The 21,204-nt window shown below is 35.8% G+C and carries 29 protein-coding genes; 28 read left to right on the top strand and 1 reads right to left on the bottom strand.

The genetic code is table 11. The features are described 5' to 3' along the window. Positions 1-262 precede the first annotated feature (262 nt). Positions 263-754, bottom strand: a complete 492-nt coding sequence (locus FNJ88_RS10945) for a hypothetical protein (protein WP_143853153.1) — start codon at positions 752-754, stop codon at positions 263-265. A gap of 125 nt (positions 755-879) precedes the next feature. Between FNJ88_RS10945 and FNJ88_RS10950 the strand changes: the two genes are divergently transcribed. From FNJ88_RS10950 to FNJ88_RS11080, 28 genes are all read left to right on the top strand, one after another. Further along, positions 880-1,110 (top strand): hypothetical protein, encoded by a 231-nt coding sequence (locus FNJ88_RS10950; protein ID WP_143853154.1) that lies wholly within the window; start codon positions 880-882, stop codon positions 1,108-1,110. Then, positions 1,107-1,307 carry a hypothetical protein gene (locus FNJ88_RS10955; RefSeq protein ID WP_143853155.1) on the top strand — a complete coding sequence of 67 codons (201 nt, stop codon included), beginning with the start codon at positions 1,107-1,109 and terminating at the stop codon, positions 1,305-1,307. Before FNJ88_RS10950 ends, FNJ88_RS10955 begins: the two co-directional genes overlap by 4 nt. A 12-nt stretch (positions 1,308-1,319) precedes the next feature. Then, the gene (locus tag FNJ88_RS10960) at positions 1,320-1,502 is read left to right on the top strand and encodes a hypothetical protein (RefSeq protein ID WP_143853156.1); all 183 of its coding nucleotides are present in this window, start codon (positions 1,320-1,322) and stop codon (positions 1,500-1,502) included. Further along, entirely contained in the window at positions 1,496-1,654 is a 159-nt protein-coding gene (locus FNJ88_RS14340) for a hypothetical protein (protein ID WP_185145816.1), read from the top strand. The genes FNJ88_RS10960 and FNJ88_RS14340 overlap by 7 nt, the downstream gene beginning before the upstream one ends. Before the next feature lie 23 nt (positions 1,655-1,677). Then, positions 1,678-3,687 (top strand): AAA family ATPase, encoded by a 2,010-nt coding sequence (locus FNJ88_RS10965; RefSeq protein ID WP_143853157.1) that lies wholly within the window; start codon positions 1,678-1,680, stop codon positions 3,685-3,687. Continuing rightward, a complete protein-coding gene (locus FNJ88_RS10970; RefSeq protein WP_143853158.1) occupies positions 3,687-4,088 on the top strand; it encodes a topoisomerase DNA-binding C4 zinc finger domain-containing protein in 402 nt (133 codons plus the stop codon). The genes FNJ88_RS10965 and FNJ88_RS10970 overlap by 1 nt, the downstream gene beginning before the upstream one ends. Positions 4,089-4,106: 18 nt before the next feature. Beyond that, positions 4,107-4,658, top strand: a complete 552-nt coding sequence (locus tag FNJ88_RS10975; protein WP_143853159.1) for a 3'-5' exonuclease — start codon at positions 4,107-4,109, stop codon at positions 4,656-4,658. 18 nt (positions 4,659-4,676) lie between these two features. Beyond that, positions 4,677-5,720 carry a recombinase RecT gene (locus tag FNJ88_RS10980; RefSeq protein WP_143853160.1) on the top strand — a complete coding sequence of 348 codons (1,044 nt, stop codon included), beginning with the start codon at positions 4,677-4,679 and terminating at the stop codon, positions 5,718-5,720. Next, a complete protein-coding gene (locus FNJ88_RS10985) occupies positions 5,720-6,445 on the top strand; it encodes an MBL fold metallo-hydrolase (protein WP_143853161.1) in 726 nt (241 codons plus the stop codon). The genes FNJ88_RS10980 and FNJ88_RS10985 overlap by 1 nt, the downstream gene beginning before the upstream one ends. Position 6,446: 1 nt before the next feature. Further along, positions 6,447-6,689 carry a hypothetical protein gene (locus tag FNJ88_RS10990; protein WP_143853162.1) on the top strand — a complete coding sequence of 81 codons (243 nt, stop codon included), beginning with the start codon at positions 6,447-6,449 and terminating at the stop codon, positions 6,687-6,689. Next, complete coding sequence (locus FNJ88_RS10995; RefSeq protein ID WP_143853163.1) at positions 6,689-6,907, top strand: hypothetical protein; 219 nt, start codon at positions 6,689-6,691, stop codon at positions 6,905-6,907. The genes FNJ88_RS10990 and FNJ88_RS10995 overlap by 1 nt, the downstream gene beginning before the upstream one ends. A gap of 20 nt (positions 6,908-6,927) precedes the next feature. Beyond that, positions 6,928-7,587: a hypothetical protein gene (locus tag FNJ88_RS11000; protein ID WP_143853164.1), complete on the top strand. Its 660-nt coding sequence runs from the start codon at positions 6,928-6,930 to the stop codon at positions 7,585-7,587. Between the two features lie 218 nt (positions 7,588-7,805). Further along, the gene (locus FNJ88_RS11005) at positions 7,806-8,249 is read left to right on the top strand and encodes a sialidase domain-containing protein (RefSeq protein WP_143853165.1); all 444 of its coding nucleotides are present in this window, start codon (positions 7,806-7,808) and stop codon (positions 8,247-8,249) included. After that, on the top strand, positions 8,236-10,773 hold the full coding sequence (locus FNJ88_RS11010; protein WP_143853166.1) for a ParB/RepB/Spo0J family partition protein: 2,538 nt from the start codon (positions 8,236-8,238) through the stop codon (positions 10,771-10,773). The genes FNJ88_RS11005 and FNJ88_RS11010 overlap by 14 nt, the downstream gene beginning before the upstream one ends. Before the next feature lie 4 nt (positions 10,774-10,777). Beyond that, positions 10,778-11,029, top strand: coding sequence for a hypothetical protein (locus FNJ88_RS11015; protein ID WP_143853167.1), 252 nt, complete (start codon positions 10,778-10,780; stop codon positions 11,027-11,029). Beyond that, positions 11,020-12,852 carry a DEAD/DEAH box helicase gene (locus tag FNJ88_RS11020; RefSeq protein ID WP_143853168.1) on the top strand — a complete coding sequence of 611 codons (1,833 nt, stop codon included), beginning with the start codon at positions 11,020-11,022 and terminating at the stop codon, positions 12,850-12,852. The genes FNJ88_RS11015 and FNJ88_RS11020 overlap by 10 nt, the downstream gene beginning before the upstream one ends. A 4-nt stretch (positions 12,853-12,856) precedes the next feature. After that, positions 12,857-13,246 carry a hypothetical protein gene (locus tag FNJ88_RS11025; RefSeq protein WP_143853169.1) on the top strand — a complete coding sequence of 130 codons (390 nt, stop codon included), beginning with the start codon at positions 12,857-12,859 and terminating at the stop codon, positions 13,244-13,246. A gap of 1 nt (position 13,247) precedes the next feature. Next, complete coding sequence (locus FNJ88_RS11030; RefSeq protein ID WP_143853170.1) at positions 13,248-13,862, top strand: ASCH domain-containing protein; 615 nt, start codon at positions 13,248-13,250, stop codon at positions 13,860-13,862. 18 nt (positions 13,863-13,880) lie between these two features. Beyond that, entirely contained in the window at positions 13,881-14,672 is a 792-nt protein-coding gene (locus tag FNJ88_RS11035) for a DUF4373 domain-containing protein (RefSeq protein ID WP_143853171.1), read from the top strand. Further along, positions 14,641-15,528 (top strand): hypothetical protein, encoded by an 888-nt coding sequence (locus tag FNJ88_RS11040; RefSeq protein WP_143853172.1) that lies wholly within the window; start codon positions 14,641-14,643, stop codon positions 15,526-15,528. Before FNJ88_RS11035 ends, FNJ88_RS11040 begins: the two co-directional genes overlap by 32 nt. Positions 15,529-15,575: 47 nt before the next feature. Continuing rightward, complete coding sequence (locus tag FNJ88_RS11045) at positions 15,576-16,019, top strand: hypothetical protein (RefSeq protein ID WP_143853173.1); 444 nt, start codon at positions 15,576-15,578, stop codon at positions 16,017-16,019. A gap of 16 nt (positions 16,020-16,035) precedes the next feature. Further along, complete coding sequence (locus FNJ88_RS11050; protein ID WP_143853174.1) at positions 16,036-16,509, top strand: hypothetical protein; 474 nt, start codon at positions 16,036-16,038, stop codon at positions 16,507-16,509. Next, positions 16,506-17,096 carry an NUMOD4 motif-containing HNH endonuclease gene (locus tag FNJ88_RS11055; RefSeq protein ID WP_143853175.1) on the top strand — a complete coding sequence of 197 codons (591 nt, stop codon included), beginning with the start codon at positions 16,506-16,508 and terminating at the stop codon, positions 17,094-17,096. Before FNJ88_RS11050 ends, FNJ88_RS11055 begins: the two co-directional genes overlap by 4 nt. Positions 17,097-17,150: 54 nt before the next feature. Beyond that, entirely contained in the window at positions 17,151-17,786 is a 636-nt protein-coding gene (locus tag FNJ88_RS11060; RefSeq protein ID WP_143853176.1) for a hypothetical protein, read from the top strand. Between the two features lie 65 nt (positions 17,787-17,851). Next, positions 17,852-18,772 carry a DNA methyltransferase gene (locus FNJ88_RS11065; RefSeq protein WP_143853177.1) on the top strand — a complete coding sequence of 307 codons (921 nt, stop codon included), beginning with the start codon at positions 17,852-17,854 and terminating at the stop codon, positions 18,770-18,772. 6 nt (positions 18,773-18,778) lie between these two features. Next, positions 18,779-19,204 carry a hypothetical protein gene (locus FNJ88_RS11070; protein WP_143853178.1) on the top strand — a complete coding sequence of 142 codons (426 nt, stop codon included), beginning with the start codon at positions 18,779-18,781 and terminating at the stop codon, positions 19,202-19,204. Positions 19,205-19,207: 3 nt separating this feature from the next. After that, on the top strand, positions 19,208-19,567 hold the full coding sequence (locus tag FNJ88_RS11075) for a hypothetical protein (RefSeq protein WP_143853179.1): 360 nt from the start codon (positions 19,208-19,210) through the stop codon (positions 19,565-19,567). A 39-nt stretch (positions 19,568-19,606) separates the two neighbouring features. Then, on the top strand, positions 19,607-21,187 hold the full coding sequence (locus tag FNJ88_RS11080) for a terminase large subunit domain-containing protein (RefSeq protein WP_143853180.1): 1,581 nt from the start codon (positions 19,607-19,609) through the stop codon (positions 21,185-21,187). Positions 21,188-21,204 lie beyond the last annotated feature (17 nt).

The raw sequence follows: 21,204 nt of genomic DNA on the forward strand, positions 1-21,204 counted from the left end.
TTTTTAAAAAATTATTCAGGAAAGTAAATAACAACAATACTGTCAATAATTTACCAAAACATCGTAATCCTCCACTACCTCCTCCACCCAAAAAAAAAATTATTGCTTAGGCTTTGGAGGAGGTGGAGATGGCGGGTTTCTGTGTGATGGAATATTGTTACTTCCTTTTTCTGGGTATGATCCTGGGTGTGGTCTCGATGGAGAAGGAGGAGTCGGTCTCGACGGAGGAGTGGGTCTAGGGTTCTCTTGTTTAGCCATGTTGTTATAAATTAAATATTTTCTTAAAATAATTATCACATTCTATCTCTGCAGTTGACAGCATTTTAGAATTCTGATTTCGAATTACATCATTTACAATCTTATTTATTTCTGATTCTGACTTAATAATACTGTAAAATTTTTCTTGTGCTTCACTGTCACTTACTATATAATTATAGTGGTCATACCATAGGTTTTCGATCTGATTAAAATGGTTGAAATAAAAATCTATTATTTTTTCAGATTTTGTAAATACTTTTTCATTGGGTAAAAACTCAGTTCCAATAATTTTAAATAAAGCCATTCCAGAAACTAAAATACTGGTAGCTAGAGGAAAATCTTTCCAGAAACTCCATCCCAATACTCCTGAAGCTGAAAAAATTAGGATAAATGCATTGAACCATTTATTAATTTTTCGCTGCTCTGCTAAGTAGATTTTAGTGTAAATGCCTTTTAACTTGGCGTCTACCATTTCATGCCAAATTCTTTCCCTCATTTTTTTTTAATCCTGATTTTCAAGCTGTTAAATATTTTTATATCAAAAAAGTTGATATTGTTTTGTTTTATATCAACTTAGTTGGTATATTTGCTCAATCAATGTTAACAAAGTTATATAAAAATATGATAGCACAAATTAAATACTGCGAAAAAATCATTAAGACCCCAGAATTACTTGGGGAACTGATCAAAAAGATTAATGGGAATATGTCTCCAGACAATATCATTAGACATCTGCAACGGTCCAGCAAAAACATTCGTTCGAATGTGGCTTTGATCGAAACACTGAGAGATTCAGGATTGAAAGACGAGGAAATATTTGAGTCTGAAGAAACCGAAAAAGTAACAGCATGACAGCAGAACAAGCCTATCCGGCTATATCGGCAATCATACAACAATTGCAGGATCCGGGCGAAAAAAGAAAACTAGAAACAATGATACTGGGGGCGGTGGAAAGTTTCGAAAGAAGAAAAGCCCGGATAGCTGCAAATCTGGAAAAGTATGACCGCTATCAAGTAAAACCAAAACGAGTTAACACAAAAATCAATTAAATATTTAAAGCAATGAAAAATCTACTCATCACAGCAATCATACTGATGATAATTACTATCGGTTGCGACATTGAAACCAACGCCAATCAGAATTTGCTGGACTACACCAAATCGATTGCCTTACTGCCATTCTTAGTACTTGCAATTTATGCAGTTACTCATTTAGATGAATTCAAAAAAACAATCAAATGGTAACTGAAATTAAAAACGTTGGCGGCATCTGGTTCATTTGTACTGATGGCCATGCCAAAAGATTAGGCCATGATAAGTTGAGTCCGGAAGAACTTTCTACACTAGATGAGTTTATCCGAGACTACAAAGAATATCTGACTAAAATAAATTCTTAAAACAATTTTCTAAAACAATAGTAATGAATACAATTATCCTTAAAAAACTAAACCTGATTAATTTCAAGGGAGTGAAAAATCTAAGTGTAGATTTTGACGACAGTACCAATATTTTCGGAGCCAATGGAAGCGGAAAGACAACCATTTTCGATGCTTGCACCTGGTTGCTTTTTGGCAAAGATTCTACAGACCGAAAAGATTTCGAATTGAAAACATTGGATGAATTCAATGTGGTCATCCCGAAAATAGAGCATGAAGTGAATGGGGTTTTTATGGTAGGCAACGAAGAAATTACCATTAAAAAAATTCTGAAAGAGAAATGGCCAAAAATAAAAGGTCAATTAGAACCACAATTCGCAGGAAACGAAACACTTTATTATTGGAATGAAGTTCCTCTATCAATGAAAGAATTTCAAACCAAAGTTTCTCAGATTTTGGATGAAACGATTTTCAAACTCATTACTTCTCCAACGGCTTTTAATCAAATGAAATGGCAAGACCGCAGATCTGTTCTGATTCAAATTGTCGGTAATATTTCTGATCAAGAACTGGCCAAAGGAAATGCAGACTATGAAAGATTGGTTTCCCTGCTTACTAATAAAACGTTGGAAGAATATAAGAAACAAATCGCTTCTACCATCAGGAAATCGAAGGAGGATATTAAGTTGATCCCGACCCGAATTGATGAAGTGGAACGCAGTAAACCAGAACCGGTTGAAGAAACAGAGATCGTGCAATTAATCGCTGCAAAAGAAAAGGAAATTGAAGCCATCGACAACCAATTGCAAGACAAGTCGGCCGATCATGATGAAATCATCAAAAAAAGAAATGCGAACCAGGATCAGATTTTCAATCTGAAATCAGATATGAACGCCATTGAATTTGAAGGTCGAGAAAAGGCAAAACTAGAGCAAAAAACAGATACCTCGAAAGCGGACGGAATCCGTAAAGAAATCACAGAAATAGAAGCCGACGTAACAACGGCCAAAACAAAGGTCGAAACTTTGACCACCAAGAAAGCGGGAATCAAAACTCAGTTATTCACTTTAGAAACATTAATCACCAACGCCCGAACCAAATGGAATGAAGTTAACGCCACGGAATTACAGTTCAATGAAACTGAATTCTGCTGTCCAACCTGCCAACGCGAATTTGAAGCGTCGGATGTTGAAACCAAGAAAGAGGAACTGAAAGCCAACTTTATTACTGATAAACAAAATCAGTTAAAAAAGATCAGCGAAACCGGTAAATCCCATGCAGCAGAAAAAACCAATTTAACTGCAGAATTGGAAGGTCTTGAAGAAAGAATTCAAAACGGCGCTGCTTATATTATTCAGTTGAATGGCAAATTGGAGGAACTAAATTTCAATCTTAAAAAGGTAGTTGCTCAAGAACAATCCATTGAAAAACCATCAGCGCAATCGTTGCTAGAATCTTATTTGGCTGCAAACGAAAAGTACCAGGAATTGAAAGCGAAGATCTCGGATTTAGTCGCTTTGAAATTCGAAACTCCCGAAGGAAATAATTCGGAAGCGAAAGAAGCCAAACAGAAAATTAATGAGGAAATCACTGCATTAAGAGCGCAGTTGTCCGTGAATGACCAAATAATTATCGCTAATTCAAGGATCAAAGAATTGATGGCCGAGGAATCTAAATTGGCGCAGGAAATTGCCAATATCGAGAAAGAGCAATACATCATCGACAACTTCATCAAGTTGAAAATTGACACCATTGAAAGCAAGATCAACCAGAAATTCTCTTTCGTAAAATTCAAATTGTTCGAAACTCAAATTAATGGTGCGGAGGTTGAAACCTGCGAGGCTTTGATCAACGGCGTGCCTTTCTCCGATGCGAACACCGCTTCTAAAATTAACGCCGGAGTTGATATCATCAATACGCTTTGCGACTTCTACAAAGTTTCCGCGCCAATCTTCATCGATAATAGAGAGAGTGTAGTTGATCTGATTGATTCTGAATCGCAAATTATCAATCTGATTGTTTCCGCTGGAGACAAAAAACTGAGAGTAGCGTAATGGCATTACCTGATTCAGCCGAATATTGGCAAGATGTGAAAGGTGGTTTTATAATTCCAAATGGATTTCGCCATGCAAAAGGAGTTGATTGTGGACATAATCACAATATTGAAACTGAATATTTTAAAGACGTCGATTGCCATGCTTGTAAAAAAATAATTAATAAAAACAGACCTGCCAATTTACTAGATGGTGATGCACCAGAATTTTATTATTACAGCAAAACGTCCGCTAAAAAAATGCGTAAAGCAAAAAAAGAGCGTGAAGAATTTAATAATGAAAATGGTATTTGTGAATGTGGTTCTGATTGGAAAATCAGATTTAATAAAATTAAAAAACAACATTTTTTAGGTTGTTCTAATTATCCTATTTGTAAAAAAACAAAGTCAATTCCTAAGTAATATTTCAAAATAAAAAAAATGCAAAAAATTTTAATCATCGACATCGAAACAACTGGATTTTCCCACAGAAGCGCAAAGATCGTAGAAATCGGAATCGTCGAACTCAATTTAGCCACGGGCGAAAAACAGATCATATTCGATCAAGTATGCCAGGAACAGGGAACCACGGTTGAAGAAATAGAAGCGTCTTGGATCGTTCAGAATTCCACACTAACAAGCGAGGCAATTTTAGAAGCTAAATTCCTACATGATCTGTCTCCGGAAATTCAAGACATCATCAATAAATATGAACATGGTGCAACCGCCTTTAATAATGTTTTTGATTTCGGATTTCTGGAAAGTAGAGGATTCGTTTTTCCTAAAAAATTAGCGTGTCCGATGCAACTTTCGACCAACATCTGCAAAATACCAAGTCCGCGAGGATTCAAATGGCCGAAAGTAGAAGAGGCTCACACTCATTTCTTTGGAAACGTTGGCTATATCGAAAAACACAGAGGCGCAGATGACGCTTTTCATGAAGCCGATATCGTACTGGAATTATTCAAACTGGGTGTATTTAAATTAAACTAATCTTAAAATTCATATAAAATGAGCACAGAAAACGCCAAAAATGAAGTGTCAAAACTTCAAGAAAAGAACGAAATGGTTCAGCAGAAAACAGAAGTTACACCTTCTGATAGATTCACAAATGCCGTTTTAAAAGAGTTTCCAAGCCCTGGAAACCAACCATTAGAATTAACAAACTTTCAAAGAAAACTGATCCAGAATTACTTCATAAAAATAGATGGAGTATTAAAAGAAAGCGAAGTTAAAAGACTTGGAAAATCAGAACAATATAGAGATGCCTTGTCTTATAATTGGAACAATGTGAATATGAATAAACTTGCGCAGGATGTCGTGGCTTATTCAATGATCGGCCTAGATCCTTTGCAGAAAAACCATATCAATCCAATACCGTACAAAAACAGTAAAACCCAAAAATTTGACATCACTTTCATTGAAGGGTTCAATGGATTGGAACTAAAATCTAAAAAATACGGTTTCGATGTTCCTACAAATGTGATTTTCGAACTAAAGTACTCTTCGGATAAATTCAAATCTGTTAAGAAAAACATTAATAATAAAATCGAAAGTTACGAATTCGAAATCACCGATGATTTTAACCGAGGAACTTTAGATGGTGGTTTTTACTATATGGAATACGAAAATCCAGAAAAAAACAAATTGGTAGTACTGAATCGTGAACAAATTGAAAAACGCAAACCTCAATATGCATCTGCTGAGTTTTGGGGTGGTGAAAAAGACGAATACAAAAATGGAAGCAAAACCGGAGAAAAAATAAAGATTGAAGGTTGGGAAGATGAAATGTATTTAAAAACGATAAAGCGCCATTGCTGGAATTCAATCAATATTGATTCAGAAAAGATTGATGAACATCTTTTAAGAATTATCACCAATGAAAACGACCGCGTCCCACAAGCAGTAATGGAGGATATTGAAAGAAATGCCAACAAAGAGGAATTGGGTTTTGCTGATATTTCTGATGCCGAAGTTGTAGAAGATGAAGCACCGGAAGTTCTGGGGGAAATTGAATATGAAGTAGAAACTGCTAACGCTGGACCAGGATTCTAATGAAACTCAAAGTAATTGGATCAGGCTCCAAAGGAAATGCTTACCTGCTCGAAAATGAGCAGGAAGCCCTCCTGATTGAATGTGGAGTAAATATTTCGGAGATCAAAAAAGCAGTGAATTTTAATGTTTCAAAGATTGCTGGTTGCATCGTTACGCATGAACACGGCGATCACGCAAAAAGCATCAATGAAGTAATGAAAGCAGGAATCAACACCTACGCAACCAAAGGGACATTTGCCAAAGCGGCAAAGAATCACCGGATGAAGATCGTTCCCCAAAAAGGACAGTTTCAAGTCGGTAATTTCAAAGTGATTTCATTTCCTACAATTCATGATGTGGCAGAACCTTGCGGTTTTCTGATCAATCACAAAGATTGTGGAAATACGCTTTTCCTGACCGATACGGTGTATTGCCCTTTCACTTTCACAGGTTTGAACAATATCATCGTAGAGGCGAATTATGATCAGGAAATCATTGATGAGAAATTAGGCGGTATGAAGTTCCTCCGGGATCGAATCTACAACTCTCACATGAGCATCGATACTTGTTTGGATTTCTTGAAAGCCAATGACCTCACAGCGGTGAATAATATCGTATTGATTCACTTGTCCGACAGTAATTCCCATGAGTTGAATTTCGCTGATCATGTGAACAAACTCACCGGAAAAAGCGTACACGTTGCAACGAATGGAATGCAGATCGGATTTAATAAAACACCTTTTTAAAATGAAAAATGCAGATAAACCAATAAATCCTATGAGTGCATCATTTGCAGGTGCAGATAACGAGTTGAAAATTGAATATCAGAACGACAACTTTTCACAGCAAATGGGAGGATTAACCAAACGCGAATATTTCGCAGGATTAGCAATGCAAGGATTAATTAATAATGTTAATTCTCCAACTTTTATCGCACAGAAAGCCGTGGAACTAGCAGATAAACTTTTACAAAAATTAGAATATAAATAATGGCAGAAGTAAAGCTATCAGAACTCCCATTTGGAGAAGAAATCGACATTGGAGGTCATATTTACACTTTTGAAGGCTTCGAAAAGCGAAAAACCAATTTTGGAAATCAGCAGTTTTTTGTTTTCAAATGTAAAAAACCAGAGCAGGAGAAAATCTTTGAAAGATTCAAGTTCTCAACGACTAAAATAAAGTTGAACAACGGAAAATACAAATGGTAAATAATTTTTAAAAATAAGTAATGAGCAAAATTGAAATTAAAAAAGCAGGTATTCGAGGCGGAATCTTTCTCGCTTACGAATACAACATGGAGGACAACGGCGTATCTGCAAAAAACAAAACGCAGTCCACCGCACCCATTCATGATGATTTGAGAGGAGCCTTTGAGAAACTGATCCCTCACTTTATTCTTCTGACTGAAGAATTACCAACAGATCGAATGAAAGACATCATCGAAAAAGGCGAACTCCTTCCAGAAGATATTGAAAAGAAGTACCAGGTTACCGATTTCGAATTGGGCGGTTCTGAAGATGCGCAAACCATTAGAATCACGGGATTTAAAGTTTTGAGCAATGACAAATCGGTCAGTTTTTCAACGCCTTCTCAAAAGCTTTATGAAGAAAAAACAGACGGATATAAATTCGATGAATACCTCAGAGAAATTTTAGAGGTAATTCTTAGCGAAGTACTGGAGTACATGGACGGCAAACAAGCACCACGCTCTGAGACTGGAACTTTAGATTTTGGTGATGAAGATGATGACGAAGCTTTCTCTATGCCATCCGACGTGATTAAGGATTTGAAAAACAATCTTCCTGAAGGCGTAACGGTTGAAGTTTCTACTTCGAAATCAAAGAAGAGAATCGCTGAGCCAATTATTGAAGCTGGAGAAGAAGATTAAAGCGATGAGTAATGAAAAACAATATCCACCCATTAAAAAAGAGATCAAGGTTTCGATATATGCAAGGCCAACTTGATCAACTGGGTTCGCTAACAAATATTCATAAAATAGGAAATAAACACTTTGAATTTCTATTGAATGGAGAAGTGAAGAAAAAATATAAGACACGACAAAGTTGCAATAGACAAATCGAGAAATTATATAAAACCATATCATAAATGAAATTCACATATGATCAACTTGAGTATATCAAAGAAAATTTTAAAAATAAAACGTCAATTAATCTTTTTAACCATTTGGTGAAAGAATTTGATTTTAAATTTTGCTATACCTCATTTCGAAGCGAGTTATATGTAAACGGATTTCATAAAGTAATAATGAGAAGATGGTCGAAATCTGAAACTGATTTCTTATTGAATAATTACAAGTCAATCGGCAATATAGAAATTGGCAAATTACTTACAAAAGGTAAGAGGGTTTTTACAAAAAAACAGGTTCAGAAAAAGATGCAACTTTTAAATTTAAAAAGGACTGATCAAGAATTACAATTGATTTTGGAAAGGAATAAAAGTAATGGACTTTTTAAAGATTGCGGCATAAAAGCATGGGAAACAAGACTTAAAAACAACAATTATCAAAAACAAAGCAATGACAGAATTTAAAGAATTAAAATTAACAGAATTGGTTGCAAGCTCAACCAACCCAAGAACGGAATTCGAAGAGAATTCCTTAAAAGAGTTAGCAGAATCAATTAAACAACATGGTGTTTTGCAACCAATTATAGCAAGGATTCATCCCGATAATAACAAAAAATACGAAGTCGTTTGTGGAGAACGTCGTTTTCGGGCTTCTAAAATTTCAGGAGTGAAAACTATTCCAGTTTCGATCAGGGAATTTAACGATGATGAGGTTTTCGAAATCCAAATCATCGAGAACCTGGAACGAAAAGATGTTCACCCAATGGATGAAGCGGTTGCTTTCAAAAGAATGGTAGAATCCGGAAAGTACACGATAGAAGATATCGCTGCGAAAGTGGCAAAAAATCTAACTTTCGTTGCGCAAAGATTAAAATTAAATGATCTCATCATGGATCTGCAAAATGATTTTAAAGCCGGAAAATTCGGAATTGGTCACGCTGTATTATTGGCCAGAGTTGATGAGGAATCTCAACAGGAAATTCTTTCTGATTATACCAATGATTTTTATCCTACTATTTCCGATCTAAAATATGAATTGCAGGATAATTTCCTTGATAATGCAAAGTTTGATTTGCAGGACGAAACCTTGGTTCCGGAAGCTGGTCCATGTTCTACTTGTCCAAAGTCATCTTTTGGAAATCCAGTATTATTTCCTGATTTGGAAGATAATAGATGTTTTGATAAAAAATGTTTTGAGAATAAAACGGAAATATTTCAGTCAAATAAACTTCAAAAAATAATTGATGAAAATCCCGGAATTCAATTGGTTTGTAATTATGGCGAACCGGAGGAACATTTAGGAAATGTTGCTGCATCAAATGGTAAAACAGTATTAAAATGGAATCATTACAATGGATCGATTGAGGATAATAAACATTCTATTCAAGCCTTTAATATATATTCATGGCAAATTATCTGGATTACATTAACAGGCCGTTCCGTGGAAAAAGGCGTAACCAGTTCACCGGAAGAAAATATAAAAACCGAGATTTTTAATATTAAATCGCGAGCGGATAGAGCGCTTGAATTAGATCGGGAAAAAATTTATATCCGGGCTTTAAAAGAAATTACAAAGAACGAAGAGCGAAATAACAAAATGCTCAATTCAGATACTTTGGAACTTTGTGAGAAAAAAGCATTGGCACTTTCAATCATTTCCTATCAGGATGATAAGTGGATCGAGGAAGAGTACGGACAAAAACTAGGATATAATGACCGACATAATCAATTAGATAAAATTTTCTCCGACTCATTTTTGAATAAATTAATAAGACACCACATTCAAAGATCTTTAATTTCGGAAAACATTGCAGACTTCCAAAAACATGATCGTGCTGCATATATGCATTCAATTTTCGGTCATTATTTTCCAAACGAAATTGAATTATACACCCTCGAACAAACTGCGATCGCAGAAAAAAGAATCATAAAATCTGATCAACGAATTAAAGTGCTGCAGGATGAAATCGACGGCAAAATCGACACTGTAAAACGTTGTGCTAGTTGCAAAAAGTCAGATGATGATTTCCTGGAAGAATTTAGTGTTCCTGCAATGTGGAAAGGAGACTTATGTCATTCATGTTATGTAAAATCAGATAATACTGATACTGAACAAATATGTAGAGTTTGTGGATGTACAAATGATAATTGCATTCAGTGTATTGAAAAAACAGGACATGCTTGTCATTGGGTGGAAGATGATTTATGTTCCGCTTGTGTGGAAATTTTAGACGTAGAATCTGAACCTTCTACTGATGTATCCAATCTTCCAACTTTTGAAAAAATTACTCGCAAAAAGAAATTTTCTTTAAATAATTCTTACTTCAAAAATCATTTAAATACAGAGCCAGGAACTCCATTTGAGATTTACTCATATTTCAAACAGCACGGTGAACTTCCTTTCGATATGGATCCGGAAGAAAATCCCAATTGGATGTATGAAACCTATATTGAATTTCAGAAACGTGCTGGAGTTTATAACTCTCAATTTTTCACACCTCCAGCAACAGCTGAAAGAATCGCAGAATTAGCAGATGAATACTTTACTACAGTTGGTATAGAACCTTATGTTCTTGATGCTTGTTGTGGATTTGGAATGCTTACAAAACCATTAACTGAGAAAGGATTTTTGGTAAAAGGAATTGACAATAATTCTGAAATTCTAAAAATGTACTCGGAGTTTACAGGGTGTTTAAGCGAACAAAAAGATATTAATTCTTACATGAATCAAGATCCTAAATGGATGAATATCGTGGCTAATCCTCCGTATGAAATCAAAGAATTAACTCAATTTTTCAAACTCTTATATGATTTACTTGAAAACGGTGGACTGGCGATCTTGCTTTTACCAAAAGGATTTGTAGATAAAGAAAGGCCAAAACAGTTGGTAGAAACCCTTGAACTGTTCACAGTTATTCATCGTGAAGATATGCAAGAGGATTTTGAGAGAACTGCAATCAATGCGGAAATAGTTGTAATTGAAAGATAAATAAATGACCACTCAAGAACTTCTCCGGCTTCTAAAACCAATCTTCCAGGAGATTGAAAAATCAGAAGGAAAACTTTCAATATTGGAAGCCGTGGAAGTGATCGAGGAATTTAAAAAACAACATCAAGATGAAACAATTAATCAATTTCTTAAAACTTATGGTTTCCTCTACAAAACCAAACTCGCACAAAGGGCAAAAGCTTTTGATTCCGAGCGATTTCAAAATCTTAAAAAAACATTTCTAAAATGCAAGTAGTAGAATTTACAAACGAATTTCACCTCAAAGTAGATTTTGGACGGTTCAAAGATTACCATACCAACATGATCAAGTCGATCGTGAAAGTGATCGAATGGACCACCAGTATTTTTGATGGGAAATATATCTCGCACCCAACCGAAATAGGATATTTCTTGGTTCCAAAAAACCAATGGGACACCATAGAAAAACCTTTCGAATTTAAAAAAGACAACAGTTCTATCACCTTTCGAAACTATGTTTCTGTCGCCAAATTTAATTGGGAGAAAAAAGCATACATCGTCCCGGCCAACTTCATAAAAGAAGTGTACACGCTTGGAAAAATTTGCAAAGCCTCCCACATTAAAATCGGGGAACAACTGCCAGAAGAAGTTGATGTTATTTCACCGCTTCCGGATCTTGATTTTCATATTCCACTCTTAATGGGTGAAATGCGAGACTATCAAAAGAAGGGAGTTGCACGCGGTATTCAATTGAAAAAGTATATCAACGGAGACATGCCGGGACTCGGGAAAACCCTCCAAAGTATTGCCACCTTAGAAGGTGCTGCCATTAAAGGTGAAGACGTATTTCCTGCCTTGGTGATCTGTCCGTCTGCTTTAAAAATAAACTGGTTGCGGGAATTTGAACAGTGGACTGGCCGGAAAGCAATTGTTTTGAATGACAAAATAAAAACTTCCTGGCATGTGTATTACGAAATTGGTGAAGCTGATGTATTTATTACCAATCCCGAAAGCTTGAGAAAGTATTTTGTTCGAAAATATCCAAACAAAGCAGACTTAAAAACTTCTGCTGATATTGAAATGGACCCACGAATCGACCGCTTTAAATCGGTGATCATTGATGAAATTCATAAACTCAAAAACATGGAGTCTCAGCGCTCAAAAATTGCACTTCGGGTAACACGTGGAAAGAACTACATCATCGGATTAACCGGAACGCCTGTGGTCAACAAACCATCGGATTTATTAGCGCAATTGGGTATTATTTCCCGTCTTAAAAAATTCGGTGGACTCAATGGTTTTAAAGCGAGGTATTGCGAAGGTGGTTCTGGATCATCCAACTTAAAAGAACTTAATTTCTTACTCAACAAAAACTGTTTTTTCCGACGTGAAAAACATGAGGTTTTAAAAGATCTTCCAGCGAAAATGAGACAAACAATTTTCTGCAGTCTGGACCCTGATATTCAAAAAGAATATTCCAAAGCGGAAAATAATTTCCGGGCTTTTCTGGTGGATAATGATTTTACAGATAAAGAGATTGCTAAGAAATTGCGGTCGGCGGTTATCGTACAAATCACCATGTTGCTGCAACTTTCTGCCAAAGGAAAGATTGAAGCGGCCAGAGAATACATTGACGAGATCGTAGATTCTGGACAAAAGATCGTGGTATTCTGCCGACATCGAATTGTGGTCGATCTGCTTTGTGAAATTTATCCACAAGCGGTACGAGTTACCGGATCTGAAAATGAAATTCAAAAACAGAATTCCGTGGATTCCTTCCAAAAAAGCGAAAAGACCAATATCATCATCGGATCTCATAGAGCTGCAGGAGTTGGTTTGACTTTAACCGCCAGTTCAGAAGTTTTATTTCTGGAATTGCCCTGGACATTTGCAGACTTAGAACAGTGTGAAGACCGATGCCACAGAATGGGACAACCAGAATCAGTTCGCTGTACGTCGCTTTTGGGCGAAAATACAATCGATAATTGGCTGTATGAGTTGATCATGGAGAAAAAGAAAATCGCGGACGCTGTGACGGGTGCTGATGATATTGTTCCGGTAAGTGTAGTAGATAGTATTATGAATGTTTTTAAAAAATAGAATGATGGGTAAAATTAAAATTAATCAGGGGGTATATTTTATCGGTGAAAGTTTACCGATGACTGTGATGGCAAAAAGTGATAGATATATTATTTGTTCGAGGAGTTTAGATGTAAAAGAAGATGAAGATCTTATTTCTGATGAAGTAAAAAGAGGTGCATATTTTAATAAACATGAGGCTTATAAAGATTTGAAAGAATGTCCTGTTTATTCAATTTTAGATTTAGAGGAAAATGTAAAAGGTCCTGACAGCTATATTTTCGGAATGTTTGATTATTCAAATTCGGATGATTGTGAAGAAGCAATTGCTGAGCTTGAAGCTGAAGAAATGCAAGTCTCATATAGGAACAGATCTAATTTAAATATCGACTGGGAAAGAACAAAAACAAATTAATATGAAAGCACTATCAATAAAACAGCCTTGGGCTTCACTAATCGCTCACGGCATAAAAGACATCGAAAACCGAACCTGGAAAACCAATTTCAGAGGTCGGATTTATATTCATGCTTCAGGAACCAAAGTTTTGAATGGACTACGGGTTTTAACCGAAGAACAATATGTAATCGCACAAAAGATATTCCTAGAAAATGGTTTTGATAAATTTTCAGACTTACCAGTTTCGGCCATCATCGGAGAAGTTGAAATCGTGGATTGCGTAATTAATCATTCGAGCATTTGGGCGGAAGAAACTGAACTTCCTGAACAATTAGGTAATCAATGTATATGGAACTGGGTTCTCGCCAATCCAATCCTCTACAAAAATCCAATTCTCAACGTGAAAGGGAAACTTTCTTTCTGGGAGCCGGATAATCATCTGGAAGAGTGTATCTGGTGTTCAGGTAGATCAAACTTTGAAGAAATGATTCAGGATGCGGGCGACAATCACTATTGCCCTGAATGCTGGAAAGAAGCCGAACCAATCCTGCAAGCAGAATATGACGAAATGATTAAGAACGGCGAAATCGATCCACTGGAAGCAAATGGTTTCTCTTTCGAAACAGGTGTATAAAATTTAAATAAAGTAAAAATGGCAAGACCGCAAAAAACAGGATTAGATTATTTCCCTTTGGACGTTGATTTCTTTGAAGACGAAAAGATATTGGCCATCTCGGGGGAGTTCGCTGTGAAAGGTGAAATAATCGCGTTGAGGCTTCTTTGTGAAATATACAAGAATGGATATTTCGTGGAGTGGTCTGAACTACTTAAAAACAAAATGGCCCGACTTGGTGGCTTGTCTGCCGGATTAATAGAAGAGGTTGTAATTAAGCTTGTGAAATATGGGTTCTTTGATGAGTCTCTATTTTGTGAACATAAAGTTTTAACCTCCAACGGAATCCAAAAACGATTCTTTGAAGCTGTAAAAAGAAGAAAAGATGTCAAATTTTCTAAATATTTACTAATTGAAGGAGTTAATGTAAACATTAACCCCGCTAAAGATGTAGTTAATGTAAACATTAGTACACAAAGTAAAGTAGATGAAAGTAAAGTAGATGAAAGTAAAGTAAATGAAAGTAAAGTAAAGAAAGTAGAAGAAAGCCCCGGTTTTTCATCTTCATCAACTCAACAAATTTTGCTTTCAAAACAAATTTCTATCGATCAATGGGCAATGATGTTCAAAGTTTCAAAAGAAAGAATTCATACCTGCATCTCCGAGTTTTCAGAATTTAAAGCCAGGCATTCCGAAAATACGTGGAAAAACGAAACCGATCTTTCAAAAAACTTTGAATTTTGGCTCCGGTCAAACGTGCACGCAAAATCCCTAAAACCTCAAAATCAAAATCAACCACATGCAAACCTCCAAAGAGCAAAAAGGCGATAAGTTAATTCCGCCCGCAAAAAGTTCTGCAATCAAAATGCTTCAAGCTATAAAACCTGATCATCCGATTGCAAAAAAATATGAAGAAGATTACGAAGAATATCAAAAAAACTTTCAAAATCATCTCAATTCTTTACCGAAAAAAGAAGAAATAATCCTTCCGGATCTTCACCCAATCCCCGTTGATAATCTCTACGCAGTTTTCAAAGAAGGTTTTAAATTTTTCAACGGTAAAGACTTTGACGAAAATTGCAATAACGGTGAAGGTCGAAAATTAGCCAGAACACTCTGTGCTTATTTCCTCGAAAAAGACGGGTTTTATAAATCCCCGCTTCTCAACAATAAATCAAATCCCAATCTAAAAAAAGGGCTAATGATCATTGGATCTTACGGAACGGGTAAGACTTGCATTTTAAAAACTTTTTATCAAATTTTCGCCAACGCAAACAATCATCCGATCAAAGTAATCGACAAAAACGGCACAGATCAATTTTTGGGACGGTATAAATTGGGGTTTGGATATTTTACGGCTAATGACATCGTTAAAAAATTTGAATCGATTTTAGACCACTCTGAGAAAGAAGCATTTTGGAACCGTTACAAAGTCGGATTTAAGTATTTTGATGACATCATGACCGAGAATACCGCCTCAAATTACGGTAAAATCGAAATTTTCAAGGACATTTTGGAGATGAGATACACTTCTGGTGCCCGAACACTCATCAGTCTCAACTACTCCGGAACCTCGGTTGATGAAACCCTCGAAGCACTTTCAAACAAGTACGGTGAAAGGGTTTACGATCGTTTGTTTGAGATGTTTAATATCATCGAATTGAAGGGTGAGAGCCTACGCCGCTAGGTCAACTTGGGTCATATAAAATTTAACAATCAAAAACAAAAAGAACAATGGAAAAAGAAACGACGTTACGTAACGAGAGTTCGTCTGCGACAAAACCCGTGTTTGTGGCTGGGCTCTCTATTGAAGATTGGATTGCCAAAGAAACTGCACCAAGAACTCCAAGTTTATGGGGTCAAAAATATCCAGAATATTGCCCTTATTTATGCGAAAATGTTCTTGGCGATGGATTACAATTAGTTTACCTAGGAACAATAAACAATCGCCCTTATCATTGGTTGATTTTAATTGACAGTAAAACAGACGTAACCTCAGATGAATTTGATTTTGAAGATATTTTACAACCAATAGAAGAAGAATGTGGGAGATGTGAAGATGACGAATGCGAAAGGTGTCAAGAAAATGGCTACGAATGCGAATATCCAAACAATATATCTTGGGGCGGTGGTCATTGGGGTATGATTGTAAATTTTGGTACTGGTGAGGTCGGTTAATAAACAGAAATAAATAATGAGTTGGACAAAAGCCGATTTAAATAAACTCCAGGGCAAAGTGAAATCAATTCACATTCCTCCGGTACCGAAAAATAAGGTGATCATTCCAAAATCAATTGGGAAATACAAACTGCACATCATTCAGGTTCTAAAATCGAGTGGTCTGCATTTCGTAGAGGAACTGCAGTTTGATCAAAAAAGAAAATTTCGATTTGATTGGGCGATCCCGGAACTGATGTTGGGAATTGAGTTCGAAGGAATCATTTCTGAAAAAAGCAGACATACAACCATTCAGGGATTCAGTACTGATTGTGAAAAATATAATCTTTGCCAAATTGCTGGTTGGAAAGTTTTGCGATATACCGTTTTGAATTATACCGATTTTGAGAAGGATTTGAATGGAATAATTTGTATATTTGAAAAGCAAAACCGCACCATGCGACAACATGATACGGTTTCTAATAATCAAAATAAATGTAACTTATTATGAAAACTACTGCAAATGTAGCCAATATTCCTTTTTGGCAAAACACTAATTTAAAAAGTTTACCTAATGAAATCTGGAAAGACATCAATGGTTTTGATGGATATTTAGCGTCGAATTTAGGACGCTTAAAAGCATTGTCAAAACCAAAGTGGAATGGTAATGTATATTACAATACTCCTGAAAAAATAATGAAACAGTCAGTTGCCAAAACAGGTTATTTGGTTGTATCAATGAAAAGAAAAACACAATATGTTCACAGAATTATTGGAATAGCATTTCATTCAGAAGAAAATTTTAAATTACTAGACATCAACCATATTAACGGAATTAAGACAGATAACCGTGGTGAAAATTTAGAGTGGTGTACTAGAAGTGAAAATATTTTACATGCATTTTCTACCGGCTTAAATACCAGCGTTTGCGTTGTTTCAGAAGAAACCGCAAAAAATATTATTGCAAAACATCACGAAACTGGACTTGGTAAAGTTTTATTACAAAGATATTTTTTTCCCAATGTCAATAAAAGCACAATTCAAAGTATCACCGATGGTAAAAACTGGAAGCATTTACCAAGACCATTAAAAAAATAAACGATAATTATTTGGATATTGAAAGTGATCTCAAGGAAATAGTAAAATAAAAAAATGACAGAAAAAATAATTCAAAAAGCATTATACACTAAATTTTCATCACACCAATTTAAGTTTGCAAATGCTTTTTATTTCGAAAATGAAAGCGATTTTTTAACGTTTCTTCCATCAGGATACTGTTATGAATTTGAAATAAAAATAAGCCGTTCAGACTTTAAGGCTGATTTTAAGAAAATAAAACATCAAATACATGCGGAAAACGATAAAGGGAATGAATACTTCATGGATAAGAAAGGCATGAGAACGAATTATGACCCATCTTGGGAATTCTGCAAAAACTTTCCCGAATTGGTCATTGCAGAAGAATATCAGGACTATCGGCAAAAAAGATATAACGAGTGGTCCATTCGATTAAAATTCAACCCGTATTCCATGATAGATTTTAGAAGAGTTTCAAATGAAAGATTACCTAATAAATTCTTTTACGCCGTTCCTGCTGGATTGATTTCCAAAGGCGAAGTTCCGGAGTATGCAGGCTTAGTTTACATCAATGAAGATTTAACCGTAACAAAAATAAAAGACGGGAAATTCATTCATAAAGATCTTCTGAAGCCGCAAAAACTATGGAATAAAATCTATTATGCTTATGAAAACTTATTGAGGTCAACTCTTTATTCTAATTCGCAGTAACCGCTTGTTTTTTTTATTCCATTGAAATTGTATGATATACAACTTTTAATTTATATTTTTGTACCATGCTCGAAAGAATTCAACTCCACCATGCAGATAATTTAGAAATAATGAAAACCCTTTCAGATGAAAGTGTAGATGTTATTTGCATTGATCTACCGTATTTATATCTGAAAAACCAGAAGCTCGAAAGGGTTTTTGATGAGTTGAAATTCTTTTCTGAATGCAAAAGACTTTTGACAAAAGATGGTTTTATTATAATGTTCGGGCGTGGGACTTCTTTTTACCGTTGGAATACAATTTTGGAATATCTTGGATATACCTTCAAAGAAGAAATAATCTGGAATAAATCTTATGGCAGCAGTCCTCTAATGGCCATTACAAGAATTCATGAAACTATTTCAATTTTCTCAAAAGGAAATGGCTCTATTTCTAAAGTTAAAGTTCCTTATTTAGAAATGAGATCCTTTGATATTGGAGCAATTAAAACTGATGTAAGCCGGATCAATAGTTCCTTCGGAAATAAAAAACATTTTGAAGCGCTTCTAAAATATTTTAATGATGGTGAAATTTCCTTTGATGGCGATTATGATTCGTCAACAACTATAACTTCAGGAAGAAAAAGAGTAAATAGATGCATTTCAACCGCACAGGCAATAATTGACGGGATGAATGAAAAAAGTATAATTAAGCTAAAGAGAGAACACTACACTTCAATCCATCCAACCCAAAAACCCGTACGATTATTGGAGCGTCTTTTAAATTTGGTACTTCCGAAAGATAAGAAGGAAATAGTAATCGCCGATTTTTTCGCTGGTTCTATGTCGTGTATGGAAGCCGTTATCAATCTTCAAAATCAAAACCCGGATAAAACTTTTCACGGCATTGCTACAGAAATAGATGAAGAATATTTTTTAGCAGGAAAAGAAAGAATTGAAAATAAGATCAAAACCGAAATTAATTTATTTAATCAGACAGTTATTTAATTCACCATGTCAAAAGCCTCGACACTTGAAAAAGAAAAGAGAATTCAATCCGTTATGGGTTGGATTATTTCCGGTATGCCAACTTACAAACTTTTAAAAAAAGTAAAAGACACTTTCAAAGTTGAAAACAGACAAGCGCGCCGATACATTAACGAGGCTTTTAACCGATGGAAGCCAGAAGCCGATGAAAATATTGAAAGCAAGCGACACGCCCGAATTGATGAACTCAAAGAAATTCTTACTGGAATGTCAGCAGCGAATAAAAAAACGCCTGCCGGAATCAGAACCATCTTAGCGGTGAAAAAGGAAATGTCGAAACTTGAAAATCTTTATCCAGCGAAAAGATTCATTCATTCCAACGATCCAGATAATCCACTCCCAGAAAACTCAACCCAAGTTTCAATATTTCAAATTCCAGAAAATAATAGATAAATTATGAAAATAGAAGAATTAAGGCTAGGAAATATTATACATGTGGACACGGGTTTTCATGATTTCGGATATAAAAAAGGCACTCATGTTATTGATAAAAGATTACTGATTGATATTCTAACTTATTCTACTCTTCAAAAATGCATCAAAGCGGTTCCTGTCACAGAAGAATGGTTGTTGAAGTTTGGGTTTAAAAGATTTCCGTGGGGGCTCGTTATAGGTGAGTTGCTTTTTAAAGACAATTTAAAATGTACAGAATTAACCTTTGAAGTAGGAAATGGTTTTCGTGTTGAATTAAAATATGTTCACCACCTGCAAAATTTTTATTTCGATTTTAACAACGAAGAATTAAAACAACAATAGCCGTTAATTTATATACAAAATCCCGCAAAAATTATATAATTGTCAGCAGTAGACTACATTAGACCTCAAGATGGTTACCAAATGAAAGCCCTATCTTCATTCGCTGACATTGTGGTGGGCGGTGGTGCTGCTGGTGTGGGTAAAACCTTCTCTTTACTTCTGGAACCTATTCGGCATATTCACGTGAAAGGTTTCGGTGCCGTTTGTTTTCGTCGTACCACTCCAATGATTAGAACGGAGGGCGGTTTATGGGATGCCTCCGGTAAATTGTACCGAAAAATAAGTGGAGCAAAACCGAGGGAAAATACCCTCGAATGGAAATTTGAGAAAGGTCCTAAGATCAAGTTTTCCCACATGGAGCACGAGAGCAATAAGTACGATTGGCAGGGTTCAGAAATCCCACTCATCATGTTCGACGAGCTCACACACTTCACGAAATCAATGTTTCTATACATGCTTTCGCGTAACCGTTCCACGTGTGGCGTAAAACCTTACATTCGTGCAACGTGCAATCCCGACCCTGATTCTTGGGTTGCCGATTTGGTAGAGTGGTATATTGAACAGGATCCTAATTCCCCTAATTACGGTTTCCCTATTCTTGAACGTCAAGGCGTGGTTCGCTATTTCGCTTCTGAAAATGATAAGTTTGTTTGGGGTTCCACACCCGATGAGGTGTATCAAAAGTGCAAGGCTTTTATTGATCTTCAAGTTGAAGCGTCAGGCGGATTAGTTCAGCCGAATGACTTCATCAAATCATTTACTTTCATCGGCGGTTCCATCTACGATAACAAAGAACTTTTAAAAATCAATCCTGGTTATTTGGGTAACTTGAATCTACTTTCAGAAGATGAGAAGGTTCGCCTTTTGGGTGGGAACTGGAAGATCTCCAGCAAAGGAAATGACATCTATGATTTCAAAAAATTCAATGATATTTTCACGAACTCCTACGTTCCAGAAGGTCAAAAATTCATCACCACCGATATCGCGCTGAAAGGTTCTGATAAGTTTATTATTTTCGTTTGGTCTGGGAAAAGGTTAGTTGATTTCCACGTCATGGGAAAATCAAACGGTAAGCAGGTGATCGACAAAATCAAAGAATATGCATTTGCTTACTCTGTTCCTTTCTCCAACATTCTTTTTGATAACGACGGCGTTGGTCAGTTCGTAGATGGATTTATCGAAGGCGCTCAGGAATTCCGAAATGGTGGAACGGTGTTACCAAACAACGAATCTGGCGAAAAAGAAAATTACAATCACCTTAAATCTCAATGCTTTTATCATTCGGGTGACGCTGTATCTCGTGGCGAATACTTTGTAACTGAATTTGCAGCCAACAAAAAGTATGATGCTACAATGACTTTGCGTGAACGTTTACTTTGGGAAAGAAAAGCTGTTAAGCGTGGAAATATTGATAAAGATGGGAAATTGTGCGTCATCCCAAAAGTTGAAATGAAAAACTTTCTTGATGGTCAATCACCCGATGTTATGGATGCTTTCATGATGCGCGAGTGGTTTGATTTCGATGAAAACGACACTTCTGGAAGTAATGTGGCAATATCACAATCTTACGATTCCGACGATGAAGAGCGACTTAATGATCTTCTTGATTTTTTAAATTAAAATAATTGTATAATATA

Source organism: Chryseobacterium sp. SNU WT5 (assembly GCF_007362475.1).
GTDB lineage: Bacteria > Bacteroidota > Bacteroidia > Flavobacteriales > Weeksellaceae > Kaistella.